This is a genomic window from Sphingopyxis sp., assembly GCF_016463645.1.
In the GTDB taxonomy this organism is placed as follows: domain Bacteria; phylum Pseudomonadota; class Alphaproteobacteria; order Sphingomonadales; family Sphingomonadaceae; genus Sphingopyxis.
On record NZ_JAEMQX010000001.1, the window covers coordinates 85,265 to 98,751 of the forward strand.

Here is a 13,487-nt window from a genome sequence, read left to right on the forward strand (position 1 = left end):
CACCCAAGCGCGGGTCATCTCCGCAATATCGGTGTCACCATATCGATCGTCCAAAGCGCCGCCGTAAATGGACTGCGACGCTGTTTGCATATCGCGCCTGCCTCCACCCCGTTGGACTATGATAGACGCCGACCGCTTTCCAATAATCGCCTGTGACGGCCAGCCCGGACAGAAATATCCAGCGCGCGGCCTCGGCGTTGAAGCAGGCATCGTTCTGCAACCATGATCGGACATGATCCTCGGGACGTCCGACGAGTTTGGCGATTTTCGGAACCCACCAGCTGTTGACCTGAAGGGGTCCGAGATCATGTGTGCCATTGCTGTTGGCGACCGCGGCGCCGATCCAGCCGCCCTCCTGATCGCGGAGTCCCCACAGGGTGCGCTCAAGCCAGGCCCTGCCTTTTGAGGCCTTGCGAATGCAGGTGGCGAGTTCGACTTCCTGCTGCGCGTCCGGAGGCTTGGCCGATGCCGTGCTTGCGTACCCGGCAAAGGTTGAAGCCGCGACAATGATGGTCAGCAAACGGCAGACAATAGGGAATTTCATCATGGGGCTCGTCGCTCCGACAATAAAAGGGTGTCGATGTCGATGGGTTCGAACGCCATCGGTCCGACGTGACTTCCGCTCGCTGATCCGCAGTCTTCGTGGTCCGGTCCGGGACCATCGGATTTCATCGATCATGGCCTCCGCGATCGGGTTCCTGGTGGCGCCGCTGTTCGGGTACCGGCTCGGGTGCCGCTTGCTTGCCCGCACCCAATAGCCCGTGCAGATAGTCATCGAATTGGCCTGCCGCACGGTGGGCGCGCCCGGCAAGCCGTTCGGCGAGGCTGGCCGGACGGAACATCTCCGCCCAAGCGCGTTCTCGGTCCGCCCGCCGCTGCGCGCGCTCAGTTCGTGACTGCAACATTGCAGCGCGCTCGCGTTCGATTGCGCCCGGGTGGCGCAGGCTCCGTATTCGGTGGCTGTCGCGCGCGAGGCGCCCCAGCCCCTCCAGCGCCGATGTCTTCTCGCCCGAGTTCGCCTCGAGCTTCCGGACGAGGCGCTCGGGATCCTCGGTCCAGAGCTTGACGCCGAAGCGCGCGCGCGTGATCGCGGTGTAATAATTCTGGGCATTGACGAGGCCCGATCCGAGCGGCGCCAGCACATAGGCGCGGTCGTAGGTTTTCGACTGCGCCGAATAGACGGTCTCGGCATAGCCATGATCCCAGGTGCGATGGAGCGCTAAATCAATAGCTTGCGGCTCGGCCTTGCGATCCCAACGGATTGTCGCGACCGAGCCGTCGATCCGCTCCACGGTCCCACGTTCCGCATTTTTAAGATCGAGCTCCTTCGCTGCCAGGCGCCACTGGATGCGGTCGCCCGCTGCCACGTCGCGTGTGTCCTCCAGAAAGACGGCGACCTCGGATGCCCGTCCCAGCCTCGGGTTCCAGAGAAGCTGACCGCCATTCTCGCCCGCCAGCCGTACCCATTGGCGACCCTTGCTATCGGGCTCGATGCCGGCGACGCGATATTCATGGTCCTTGGCAATTCCGCGCGCTGCGTCATCGCGCGCAAACCGGACGACCTGCCCGCACGAATAGAAGCGGGCGAAGCGTTTCTCCTCGTTGGTCATGCCCGACGATGTGAGGACGGAGTGCCGCAGATCCTCAAGCCCAATTGCGCCTTCCCGTTTCAGCACCTCGCGAATCCGGCTGTTGACGATCAGCCGCGTCGCATTGTCGAGAACGAGAATGTTGGTCGTCTCGCGGGTGCCGGGTTTGAGCCGCGTCCATTCGCCAACCAACGATTCCGCAAGCTTGTCGGCGCGCTGGCCGCTAACCACCTTGTCGAGCGCATCGAGCGACGCGGCATAATCGCCGCGCCGCGCGTTTGCGACGGCAGCCTTCATCGACTTGGTTTCCTGCCGAACCGCGACCTTCAGCCGCGCTGTCGGAAGACCGAGCTGCTGCATGAGCCAGGCGGGTTTTCCCTGCTCGATCGCCCCGGTCTGCTTGTTGTCGCCGAGCAAGATGACGCGGGCGCCCGTGTCGCGGCTGATTTGCAGCACGCGGAGCGCCTGCCGGCTGCCGAGCTGGCCAGCCTCGTCGAGGACGAGCACATGGCGGTCGGTAACGTCATGACCGCCGCCGGCAAGCAGCGCCGCGACGGTTCGCGATTCAATGTCGGCATCGGCGCCGAGCTTGCCCGCTGCCGACGAGGTGGGCGCCAAACCGACGAACGTCCAATCGGGATCGGCGGCCGCCTTCAATTGCTGGACCAGCGTCGATTTGCCCGAGCCCGCAACCCCATCGACGCTGACGACCCGGTCACTCGACAATGCGAGCCAGCTTAGCACCTTGCGCTGATCGTCATTGAGGATGCTGCCCCGAAGCGATCCCTCGATCCGTTCTGGTGAAGCTAAGGGTATAGTGTCGTCGAGACTGAGCGAGATCTGGCCCGAAAGCGCGATCTCGAGGCGCGCGGTACGGCGCGAGGTCCGTCCGCGCGTCAGTACGCCGTCGCCCGTTTGCTCCCTGGTCCGCAGCAGCTTGAACCTTTCTTCATGCGCTTCGAAGAGGGGCCGGACATCTTCGAGCCGCACCTCGCCGACATGCGAGGCGAGCCCGGTCCGAATGAGCCGCCCGAGATTGTTGACGGCCTCGCGCGTCTCGGACTGGCGAAGTCCGTAAAGCGATGCCCGGCTCGCGGTCGCCCGATCGACGCCTATTTCCCGTTCGCCGCGCTCGTCCGCGCGGCTGCGAATTGCGTCGAGAGTTGGAGCGTGCGCCGCGGACCGCACCGACCATTGGCTATGAAGGCCTTCGAGCCCGACCTTCTGCTTCGCGCGGCGGGTTTCGAAGAAGGATCTCGTGCGTGCCGCCTGCCCCTCGAGGCCATGATCCTTGGCGTGGGCGTCGATCTGTTCGGCGCGCCGCGACATGTCGGCGATCATGTCCTGCGGTACGCCGCGTATCTCGAAGAGCCCCCGCCGCGGGTCGAAGTCGATATCATATCCGAGTCCGCGCAGGCGATGCGCGAGATCGTTGCGGTAGATTTGCCCGGCGGTCATCTGCTCGGCGAACATGGCGCGGGTTTCGAGGCTGACCATTTGTTCATCCCCCGCGTGCCGGGTCATGTTGAGAATGACGACATGGGTGTGGAGATGGGGGTCGAGCTCGCGGGAGGCATGTTCGGTGAAGCGCGCGTAGAGAAGCTGGCGGGTCGTCTCGTGGACGATGTCGCCGTTCATGCGGCGGCGAAGCGCGGCATCTTCCTCGATCCAGCCGATCGCAGTACCCACCGCTTTCTCATGGGCTGCAACGATACGCTCGTCGCCCGCGACCAGCGCCATGATCGACACCGATTTCGGCGCGTTGACCGAGAAGTCCCAGCCGGGATGATGCTCGATGGTGCCATGGCGGCGACGGCCGAGATGCTGCTCGCCGACCTTGCCGGCGAGCAGCATCTCGAGCGCCCCGCGCTCGACCGCACCTTCGAGCCCGAGTTCGGTAGCGATCCGCCCGCCCCATGCCGAGGGCTCGTTCCCTCCCTTCGTATAATAGTCGCCGATGGTGTAATAGCGGGCGACATTAGCGGGCGTGCCCCCGAGGCGGCGCGGATGGATCATGCCGGATTCGCGGGACTGCGGCGGCCGCCCGGGCGACCGTGCTGGCGAAGCGAGTGCGTCCACGGCGTGGCGATGATCTCGAGGCGTGCAATCGGCGCATCGGGGTCATGTCCCCCGATACCACCGGCAGGATCGATCGGTGCCTTTCCGTCGCCTTTGTCGCCATCGCCAGCGGTGGCGACCGGACCCAGAGGAAGTTCGGGCGCCGCCGAACCGGCGGCCTGTTTCGGCGGGCGCTTGCGCGTGGCAGGCGGTTTGGATGGAGCAGCGGGAGCAGGCAGCGAAGGGGTCGACACGGTGCGCAGCGGGGGATCGCTCCGCTCGATGAAAGCCTCCGCGGAGGACGGCGTCCGGTTGTAGCGATCGTCGAACCGGATCACCGGCAAGCCGCGGCCGAAGCGCAAGAAGCCTGCAAGGTTCGGCAGGTTCGTGACCTCGGTGTGGAGGACGAGCGGCCGCGTCACCTGGATGCGCGAGAGATTGACCCCGTCGCGCATATCATTGACGCCGTAGCTCATCCCCTCATTGGCTTCGACCTGCTCGACCTGTCCCAGATTCTTCGAGACGAGATCGGCGGTGTCGCCGTCGTTCCCCCGGAGTGCGACCCAGGTCGAGCAATAGCCGGTCACGGCGGCGGCTTCCTCCTGGCCATAGGTTGCTTTCAGCTGCGGATAGGACTGGAACCCCAAAATGCCGCAGCCGCCATATTTGCGGGCGCGGGCGAGAAAATCCGAAAGCGAGGGCAGTTTCTGGAGGCTCGGCAGCTCGTCGATCACGCAATAGAGGCGCCGGGCCTGATCGGGTTCAAGGCTCATGATCGCGCTGATCGCAATGTCGAGCCAGACGGTGATCAGGGGGCGGAGCGACGGAAGCTGGTCGGCCTTGACGGTGATGAAAAGCCAGCTGTCATCCCCCTCGGTGGTCACCCAGTCGCGGATCGAGAGACCATCGTCGGTATCGTCGAGATAGGCGAAGCTGCGCATTACCGAGGCAAGCTCGGCCTGCACCCCCGCCGAGGTCCGCTCGCCTTCCGACGACACAAAGGCCGCCGCATCGGTCCCCGCGACATAGGCGCCGAGGGTCTTCAGCGGCGAACGCACGATGGTCTCGAGGAGCGCCGAGACATAGGTGCGCTTCTCGGCCGCGAGCTTGCGCATGACTGCGACCAGAGTCCCGCGCGCGGCCTTCGACCAGAAGGGGTCGCCATGCTTGTCCGGGATCATCGATTCCGCGATCTGGTCATAATGATAGTCGCGCGGGACATCGACCCAGGGCGACCAGATGGCGGTTCGCTTGTCGAGCGGATTGAGGAGGATGTCCTTCCCGGGCCGGTAGAATTTCTCGACGAAGGTGCCGGCGGTATCATAGACGATCGCGCGCCGGCCCGAGGCGCGGATGCCGGCGAGCATCTTGACGATCATGTTGGTCTTGCCCGTGCCGGGAGCCCCGCAGATCAATATATGTTCGGGCTCGAAAGCAAGCGGAACCTTGACGCCGCCGATCGCGAAACTCCCCTTGCGTTCGCGCCAGAGCGCGCGGCGGATTTGCCAGACGGACCCGAAGCGCGCGCCGCGCAGATATTCGTTCGAACCGAGTCCACGCCCCATCCGGGTAAAATAGAACCAGGCGACGAGGAGCGCGCCGAGCGCGAAGAAACCGGAGAGGATCGCCCCGGTGATGATGTCGCTCTCGAGCGTTTTCAGCGCTTCCTTCATGATCGGCGCGCCGATGAGCAGGTCGGCCGAGGTCCAATATTCACGCCCCTCGGGGCTGCGGAACAGCACCGGGTCGGTGGTCCCTCGCGCCGTATCGGACTTGAACAGGGCCTCGGCATATTTGAGGAGAAGGTAGCGCTGATAATCGCCCGACTTTTCGAGCGCGTACCAGATGGCGCCGATGATCCAGATCGCGGTTCCCGCCATCACGGTCTGGAAGAAGACCTGGGTGGTCATGCGGACATTGTGGACGATAGCTTGGCCGCCGCGCGTCCAGCTTCCGAGGGTGTCGTTGCGAAAGATGCTCATGACATCCGCCCTCCCCCCTGGCGAGCAAGCGCATCGCCGGTCGGCAGCCCCCGTTCGCGGAGCAGCCGGTGGGTGTCCTCCATCCCCTTGGCGAGCGCCCGGGGGTCGCGCGCACCAACGTCCGACGCGAGGATCGCGAGTATCTGGATGACGGTCGAATGAAGTTCATCGAAGCGGGCGTGGAAACCGAAGGGATCGGCGCCATTGAGCTGTTCGAGTGCCTCGCGGATATAAGCGGACGGGGTCATGCCCGCCGCGTCCGCCGAGGCGAGCAGACGATCATAGAGAGCGTCGTCGAGCCGGAGAGATAATTTTGCCAAAGTGATGCTCCAAAAAAGTGGAGCCTTTGGACATGAGGTTGTGAAGCGGCTCGACTATAGCCGCAAAGCTCCAATATTCCAATGGCCTAATGCGTCCGACGCGTCGGGCAGAAGATGGCGCTATGGATCAAGGGGTTAGCGGCGCTGTCGGACAAAGTCCGCCGGTCTTGTCCGACATGTCCGACATATGACGCCCAACGAGGATCTCGCGAATTCGCGCGAAAATCCTCGATTTTGCGGGCCAGAGCGCGGCGCAGCACCCGTGCGTAGGGTGCATTACAAACGCCAACGGCGTGCGTCCGCCCACCGCAGCGACCATGTCGCTGCGCAGCCTCGTGCCGGAAGGCGCGCGGGCTCCCCCGCCAGGGGGATTTCTTCCTTCCCGGCGGCCCGCCGGGCATATTCTCGGGAGACTTGATTCATGGCGTATCCATTCGATAGGAAAGTGCGTGGCGGGCAGACCATCGAAAGGAAGATGGACATGCCCAAGAAGAGTGAACGCGAGCGCCTCGCCGACCTCGAAGCGCGCCAGCGCAAGGTCGCAGACGATGTCGAAAATGCCCGCCGCGCGCTGCGCGGCAAATATGCCGCGATCGTGCCCGAGCTCCCTGTCGAGACGCTCACCGAGCGTGAATTTCGGGAGATCGTCGATCTTGCGATCCGTGCTGGAGGGACTGCATCTGTCGCGGCGCTAAAAGCCCTCTCGGGGATGGCCCCGAACAAATGACGCCCATCCCGAAGGGATGGTCCCAGCGACGAGCACGGCGAAGCCGCGCGCAGGAGGCCGGTGCGCCGCACCGCATCGCCGCCCGACGGGACCGGGCGCTCCCGCGTCCGGTTCCCTGAGGGTGGCGACAGGACGCTCGACATAAAAAAGGGGATCGGTCCGAGCTTGCGCCCGAACCGATCCCCTCGCCTTTCTATGCTCGCACCCGTTCGCGCGGCATATCGTGATGCGGGAGCAGCACCGGGTCTACCCCCGCCGCCCGCAGCACCCGCACGAGCTGCGCCTGCACCCCGGTACCCTCGGCGACCACGGCACCCACCGGCTGCAACCGCGCGATCTGGTCGTTGCGGACGAACCCCGCCCGGTTCCCCCAGCGCGCCTTGTCGATCCCCAGCGCGACCAGCGGCGTCTTCGTTCTTGCTGCCCACGCCGCGGCGATGGCATCGGCGCCCCTGTCCTGCGCGGTGGTCAGCAGCACCATGTCGGGGCGCGCCGCTTTCATCTCCTCAAGCGCCTTGTAGATCGGGCGATGGTCGGCCCAGCGAGCGCCCCCGGAGAAGACCACCAGCGGCCCCGCCGGAAAATGCTGCGCGAGGCGGCGCTGGCGGCGCGCCGCGAGATAATCGGTCCCCGCGATAACCGACGCGGTGCGCTTCGACGATACCAGCGTCGCTTTCGGCGCCGACCACGGACGCCCCGTTTCGGCATGGAAGATGTCCGCTGCATGATCGCGCATGCAGGCTATGGCATCGCTCGCTTCATCGAGCGATTCCAGGAGTTGCTGCTGTTCCTCAAGTTCGACGCCGTGGATCTCGCTGCCGTCGGCCGAGCGCAGCAACTCGCGCACCTCCTGCGCCGCCCGGTCGGACTGTCCGGCGAACTGTCCTGCGACGCGGTGGAAGCTGTGGACGATCCCCCATGCGATCCGTTCGGCCGCGCTTTCGATGCGCGTGTCGCGCAGCACGTCGAACACGGTCGTGATCATCAGTTCGACGGCAAGCTGCACCTGCATCGCATCGGGCATATCGCACGTCAGTTCCTCCTCGCTTTTCCCAAGCTTGCTGCGTTCGAGATCGGTGTCGAAGGCGGCGCTGAAGCTGTCGTTCGCCTCTCCCGTCTCCTCGGCAATAAGTGCGGCGATTTCCGAAAAATCCCTTATGCTGCGTTTGAACGTCGTCATATTGACCTCCTCTAGATTGAGAGGTCATTCCCCCTGCACGGGCGCCGAGCATCGGGGTCAAGGATCGGGCGAAGCCCGACCGCGAAGCGGCGGTGGGGGTCACGATTTTCTCTGGCGGCCACCGCACATGGAAGGAAGAAGCCCCGCGCCCGACCCGCCAGGGAAAATGGTGGGGCCCCGCCGTCCTTGAGGCCGATGCGGTCCCGTGCCACGATAAGAAGACTTGAGAGAGAGGAAGAGGTTTGCGGAGCGGGGGCTCGATGCCCCCGATCCGCAAAGGCTCCCGTTCTTGTACGGCGCGATATGCGAGCACGGCGGTGTGGCTGGTTCGGCGCAGCCTGGGCGGTCAGGACGTGCGGCAAATCCCCTGCAGCAAAAAGAAAAGCCGGCGCGCTTCAGCGCACCGGCTCAGGGAGATCAAAGTGACGGTCGGGCCTATGGCCCGGCCGATGTCAGGCGGCGGCGAACATCGGATCGCCGCGCGCCGCTTTCATCGCGCCATGCGCGGTGGGGCGGCGGACGGCGCTCTCCTTCTCAGGCGCCTGGTCCGTCTTGCGGAAGGCGTGGATCGGGACATTGGCCTGTCGCAGCGTCTGGTAGAGATTGGCCTGCAATCCCGACCCCTCGCAAACCACCGCTTCGACGGGACGAAGTTCGGCGAGCTTTCGGTTGCGGGTGAAGGCGGTCTTACGCCCGGTCCCGTAGAGGCCGAAGGCCACGACGGGTACGCGGGTTTCGGATCGCCCCGCCCACGCTGCAGCGATCGCGTCGGCGCCCTTGCGCTGCCCGGTCGTCACCAGCGTCATATGGGGCACGCGGGCGCGGATCTCGTCGAGCCGCCGCCAAAGCATCTCCCAGTCGTGCCATTGCGCGGGGCCGGAGAAGACTACGACCGGCCCCTGCGGCAGGTAGCGCTCGCGCGCATCGAGTGCCCGTTCGCGCAGGAAGTCCTGCGCCGCGATCTGGCTCGCAGTCGAGGCCGAGGATGCACGCGATCCGCGCGCGGGCGACCAGGGCCAGCCCGACTGGGTGCGATACATTTCGGCGGCATAGTCACGCATGCATTCGATCGCCGCGCGCTGTTCGGCAGTCGATTGGCACAGGAGCTGCTTTTCCTCGAGCTCGCTGTTGAACACCTCGCTCATGTCCATGCGCCGGACCATCTCGCCAACCTCGGCCGCGAGAGCATCCTCGCGGCGCTCGAGTTTCCCGGCGACGAAGTGGAAGCTGTTCACGAACCCCCACGCGATCTCGGCGGAAAGCGGCGCGAGCCTCGTGTCGTTGAAAAGGTCGAAGATCGTCGCGATGATCCCGCCGCATTCGGCCTGCGCCGCGAAGGGTTCGGGCATGTCATGCTCGCCCGGCTCGTCACCGGGTTCGATGATCGAAAGCGGGATGGGATCGCCGAACGATGCCTGGAATTCGGGCGTGGCGATCTGTTCGGCGTAGAGGGCACGAAGGTCTGCAAAGCTGTCAACACTTTGCGCGGAAGAATGAGCGACCATGTTCGGTCTCCTTGGATCGGGCAAGAAAAGAGCCGGGAAGCGCAGCTGCGCCTCCCGGCCCGGTTGCGGCGCCTTCGTCAGCCGAAGGGCACCTCGTCGTCGAGGTCGGCGCCGGCGCCCATCAGCGCGCCGTTCGAGCCCGCCGTGCTCTCGCCGAAGCCGCGGTCCTGCGGCTGCTCGTCATAGCTGCGCGTGCTCGCGCCGAAACCGCCGCCGAACTCGGCACGGACGGTCTCGCGGCGCCACGCGATGGTGTAGCCGCCGTCTTCGGACGGAAACAGAGCCACCGGCAGCGGTTCGGGGAGGCTCGGGTCGTCGATATTGCCCGCGAGGAAAACCTCGCCGGTCTTCTTCGACGCCGCTTCCCACAGCGCCCCGACCTGCACCCAGCGCCGGGCGACGTTGAGCGCCAGCACCTCGTAAACGGGTGCCCGCGGGTTCATGCTCTCGACCTTGCGCAGACCGATGCGCGGGAGGTCGATCGTGCGGGTCGCGATCGAGCCAGTCAGACGATCATTCACATTCCTGATTTCACCGATATTCATGACACTTACTTTCGAATGTCGCGCGCGAACCATTTCCCGGCGACACTCTTCCCGATCCTTCTCTCCTCTGTGGCGCCGCGCCCTCGGCCCACGCCGCTGCCCGCATGCGCGCGCTCACCTCGCCGCCCGCGCCGTGGCGTGCGGAGGCCGAAAGCCGATCACTGCGTCACTGAGAGGACTGGCTGGGTCAGCGGAAAGAAGGGGAGCGATATAGGGGAGGTGGCCTCCCGAACTGACGGGCAGCAATGTCATGAGATAGCAGTGGCGACGTCAGCTCTGCGTGCACCACGCCGCATGGATGCGCGGCGCCCTCACCCCGTCACCCGCCTCGCGTGACCAATGCGGCTCGCGGGCTCTCCGCGCTGCCACGTCGGGTTAATGCGTGGCTTCTGACCGTTGGATATGGCGGTCAGGTAGTTTGTAGGCGCGCACTCGCCGAAGCGAATATTCCGAGCGCAGCCCCGGGTGGCCTTAGCCCCTGAAAATGACGGCACCCCGCGCCCGGAAAACCGGGGTCTGGACGCGGAGCGCCGCCCAGATACGGCCGGGCGGGTCGCGTGCCCGGCCGACTGTTATCGGAATGATGAGACCGGTCCCTTTATCGGCACCAGAGGCCCCTCCACCGACGCGGCCGCCGTTAGGGAAACCTCGCCATTCTCAAAAACAAAACTTTCCTGCAGCCGGGATAGTTTGTCTTTTCCGTACAAGGTTTGCCAATCTGGAGTAATCTTTCCTCTCTATAATTCGGCGTCACTGACCCGGCGCAAAGCACGATCGACCAGCGTGCGCCCCGCACAGCCAAGCTTAACACAGGGTATCCCTGGGCTCCAAAGATACCCGCTTTGGCGTTTCGGGCCGATTGCTATTGGGCGGCTTCTTGGAAAATGCCGAAATGGGCGGACGCCCGGACGGCCGAGCCCGTCCGTTCGGCTTGCGCCGGGGCCGCTTGCGTGGCGGCGGCATCGCGAAGACGGGCCCACGCGCGCGTACCGCAGCTTGCTCATTTGTTCTTTTTATGTTCTCATTGATCCATGATGAGAATCGACCCTGACCGAGTCGCACGCGCACTCCTGGACGCCCCAGGATGGGCGCGCGTCGGCCTCACCGCGCCAACGGAAATCATACGCGAAGCGGCCGCGCAGGAACTGGCGCTGACGATCGCGCGCATCCACGGTGAGACCACGGCCGCCGCCGACGCCGATCAGCTGGTGCTGGCGCTGTGACGTGCAGCATACGAAATCGGGCATTCCGCGGGCCACGCACATTTTCGAGGCGGCCATCTGGCATTATGCGGTGCAGCCCGTTTGCCGCTGCGGTCATCACGCCAAGTTCGATGCGGGACTGCTTTGGTACCGCTTTCACCGCAAAGGCTGGGACGATAATCTTCGCAAGGCGTGCCGCCATTTCTGGTGCCGGCAATGCGCCTGGAGTTCCGGCCGCCGCGTCGAACCGCTCCGCCTCGAAGTGGTCAATTGGGACAAGGACGCGATCTGCATCAAGGAGCGGGTCGACGAACGCGAATGGAAGCGCGCGATCCGCCGCTACCGGAGCTAGGAGCTAGACGATGGAGAGAGATTTCGACGACGTCCTGCAGGGTGTCGGCAAAGGCGGGCACCGGATCATGATCTGGGATGGCCAGGAAGAACGCCAGATCGAGGCGCATTGGGGCCTCCGGTCGCGCGACCCCGAGATCGGACAGATCCCGCTGCTCAAGTCCGAAACCGCGCGGATCGAAAGCCCCTGCCTCATCCTCGCCAACGAGTTCGGCATCAAGCGCGACGGCAAGACGCTCTATGCGGCAAGCCTCGTCACCGACATCCCCTTCTTCTGCATTGCCGGGGTCTGGCAGCGAGGGACGCGCGACTATCTCGATGCCTTCGCGGCGTTGACCGTCCCCGCCTATCCGGACCTTGCGCCGCACAAGGACCGCCATGTGGCGGTCGTCGATCCCGACGATTGGTTCGACTGGATGCAACAGGAGCGCCCGCCGCTGGACATCTTGCGCCCCTTCCCCGAAGGTAGCTTCACGATCACGCCGCCGATCCAGCCCAGTTTCGAGGGGCTGCTCGGCGCCGCCTGAACGGGAGCCGCCGATGTGCAACCAGATCACGCTCAAGGCCTCGGTCGACGAGGTCGCCTCGCATTTCAAGGCGCAGCGCAAGAAGCAGACCAATGCGAGCACCGGTGATGTCTGGAAGGGCGGCACGGGCTTCGTCGTTCGCGAGGTCGCCGGCGAACGCCAGCTCGACGCAATGGTGTGGGGCTTTCCGCGGCATTCCACCAACAAGAAGACCGGCAAGCCCAACAAGCCGACCCACGTCAACAACGCCCGCGACGACAAGCTGATGTCGCCTTACGGCATGTGGCGCGAATGGTTCGTCCAGCCCGGGCATCGCTGCCTCATCCCGATCACCGCCTTCGCCGAAGCCGTTGGGCCCGAAGGGCAAATGACACGCACATGGATCAGCATTGCCGACCAGCCGCTGGCCGCCTGCGCGGGCTTCTGGCGTCCGACCGACGAATGGGGCGACAGCTACACCATGGTGATGGTCGATGCCGTCCCCGAGATGCTCGAGGTCCACGACCGCATGCCCGTTATCCTACATCCCGAAGACCATGAGGCATGGCTGCACGCACCGGCCGAGGAGGCGATGAAGCTCGTCACCCAATATCCCGCCGATCGTCTCGTCATCGATCACACGCCCGAGCTCTGGTACGCGGGTCGTACCAGGAAAAATGCGGCACGCACGGCCGCAACCCTGCTGTGACATCGAAAAACCCGAACCGCGCGACACGCCGGCCCACGCGCACCGCGATCGCCGCTATCATCTTCTCGCTCGCCCTGCCCCCTACCCCGTCGGTCGCACAGGACGTGAGCGGCCCCGCGCGGGTCTCCGACGGCGATACGCTCAACCTCACAGGTATCGTCGTCCGGCTTTACGGGATCGACGCGCCCGAACTGAAGCAGACCTGCACGCGCGGCGACGGTCCCTGGGCCTGCGGCCAGGAAGCGGCCGACAAGCTCGCCGCGATCGTGGAAGGCCAGTCCGTGCGCTGCGAACAGCGCGACATCGACGACTATGGCCGCACCGTCGCGATGTGCCAGGTCGGAATAATCGACCTCTCCGCCGCCGTCGTCGATGCGGGCCTCGCTGTGGCCCTGCCAAAATTCACGGCCGCCTATGTTCCCAATGAAGCAAGAGCGCGTGAGCGCAGACTCGGTCTCTGGAGCGGCGAGTTCCAGATGCCCGCCGACTATCGGGCCGCCAACCCCGCCCCGCGCCAGCCGACCGCGCGCGTGTCAGACGGCCCCCGACCGGCGACGCCGCCTCCAGCATCCAACGCATATTTCCGCAACTGCAAGGAAGCCTGGGCTGCTGGTGCCGCGCCGATATATCGAGGGCAGCCCGGCTATCGCCCCGAGATGGATGGCGATGGCGACGGAATCGCCTGCGAACCTTATCGCCCTCGATAGAAACTCGTGGCCGATTGCGGACAGGCGGCTTTGGATCGTAGCCCCGCCAAAACGGACATATGGTCGCCGACTATCGCGGCGTAAACCACATGCTCTACAGCGATAG

13 protein-coding genes are annotated in these 13,487 nt (G+C 65.1%); 6 read left to right on the forward strand and 7 right to left on the reverse strand.

Features of this window, described 5'->3' with window-relative positions; genetic code table 11:
• Positions 1-34: 34 nt before the first annotated feature.
• Genes JHC57_RS00425 through JHC57_RS00440 form a run of 4 tightly spaced genes read right to left on the reverse strand, consistent with a single transcriptional unit; the run spans position 35 to position 5,949 of the window.
• Positions 35-679, reverse strand: a complete 645-nt coding sequence (locus tag JHC57_RS00425) for a lytic transglycosylase domain-containing protein (protein WP_322787082.1) — start codon at positions 677-679, stop codon at positions 35-37.
• The gene (gene mobF / locus JHC57_RS00430) at positions 669-3,605 is read right to left on the reverse strand and encodes a MobF family relaxase (protein WP_062769515.1); all 2,937 of its coding nucleotides are present in this window, start codon (positions 3,603-3,605) and stop codon (positions 669-671) included. The genes JHC57_RS00425 and mobF overlap by 11 nt, the downstream gene beginning before the upstream one ends.
• A complete protein-coding gene (locus tag JHC57_RS00435) occupies positions 3,602-5,629 on the reverse strand; it encodes a type IV secretion system DNA-binding domain-containing protein (protein WP_082813374.1) in 2,028 nt (675 codons plus the stop codon). The genes mobF and JHC57_RS00435 overlap by 4 nt, the downstream gene beginning before the upstream one ends.
• Positions 5,626-5,949, reverse strand: coding sequence for a hypothetical protein (locus JHC57_RS00440; protein ID WP_062769473.1), 324 nt, complete (start codon positions 5,947-5,949; stop codon positions 5,626-5,628). The genes JHC57_RS00435 and JHC57_RS00440 overlap by 4 nt, the downstream gene beginning before the upstream one ends.
• 481 nt (positions 5,950-6,430) lie before the next feature.
• Between JHC57_RS00440 and JHC57_RS00445 the strand changes: the two genes are divergently transcribed.
• Complete coding sequence (locus tag JHC57_RS00445; RefSeq protein WP_058804246.1) at positions 6,431-6,676, forward strand: hypothetical protein; 246 nt, start codon at positions 6,431-6,433, stop codon at positions 6,674-6,676.
• 193 nt (positions 6,677-6,869) lie between these two features.
• On the opposite strand, the gene JHC57_RS00450 is transcribed toward JHC57_RS00445, so the two are convergent.
• The 3 genes from JHC57_RS00450 to JHC57_RS00460 form a co-directional block, all read right to left on the reverse strand.
• The gene (locus tag JHC57_RS00450) at positions 6,870-7,856 is read right to left on the reverse strand and encodes an SLOG family protein (protein ID WP_058804219.1); all 987 of its coding nucleotides are present in this window, start codon (positions 7,854-7,856) and stop codon (positions 6,870-6,872) included.
• 452 nt (positions 7,857-8,308) lie between these two features.
• Entirely contained in the window at positions 8,309-9,361 is a 1,053-nt protein-coding gene (locus JHC57_RS00455; RefSeq protein ID WP_058804218.1) for a DUF2493 domain-containing protein, read from the reverse strand.
• A gap of 77 nt (positions 9,362-9,438) precedes the next feature.
• On the reverse strand, positions 9,439-9,906 hold the full coding sequence (locus JHC57_RS00460; RefSeq protein ID WP_058804217.1) for a DUF736 domain-containing protein: 468 nt from the start codon (positions 9,904-9,906) through the stop codon (positions 9,439-9,441).
• Positions 9,907-10,940: 1,034 nt separating this feature from the next.
• On the opposite strand from JHC57_RS00460, the gene JHC57_RS00465 reads away from it, so the two are divergent.
• The 5 genes from JHC57_RS00465 to JHC57_RS00485 are packed head-to-tail and all read left to right on the forward strand — an operon-like array spanning position 10,941 to position 13,381.
• Positions 10,941-11,129, forward strand: a complete 189-nt coding sequence (locus JHC57_RS00465) for a DUF6771 family protein (protein ID WP_232003473.1) — start codon at positions 10,941-10,943, stop codon at positions 11,127-11,129.
• A 1-nt stretch (position 11,130) separates the two neighbouring features.
• A complete protein-coding gene (locus JHC57_RS00470) occupies positions 11,131-11,460 on the forward strand; it encodes a hypothetical protein (RefSeq protein WP_058804215.1) in 330 nt (109 codons plus the stop codon).
• 10 nt (positions 11,461-11,470) lie between these two features.
• Positions 11,471-11,986: an SOS response-associated peptidase family protein gene (locus JHC57_RS00475; protein ID WP_215353391.1), complete on the forward strand. Its 516-nt coding sequence runs from the start codon at positions 11,471-11,473 to the stop codon at positions 11,984-11,986.
• Between the two features lie 13 nt (positions 11,987-11,999).
• Positions 12,000-12,674: an SOS response-associated peptidase family protein gene (locus JHC57_RS00480; RefSeq protein WP_062769464.1), complete on the forward strand. Its 675-nt coding sequence runs from the start codon at positions 12,000-12,002 to the stop codon at positions 12,672-12,674.
• A complete protein-coding gene (locus tag JHC57_RS00485; RefSeq protein WP_255265978.1) occupies positions 12,671-13,381 on the forward strand; it encodes a thermonuclease family protein in 711 nt (236 codons plus the stop codon). The genes JHC57_RS00480 and JHC57_RS00485 overlap by 4 nt, the downstream gene beginning before the upstream one ends.
• The last annotated feature ends 106 nt before the right edge of the window (positions 13,382-13,487 follow it).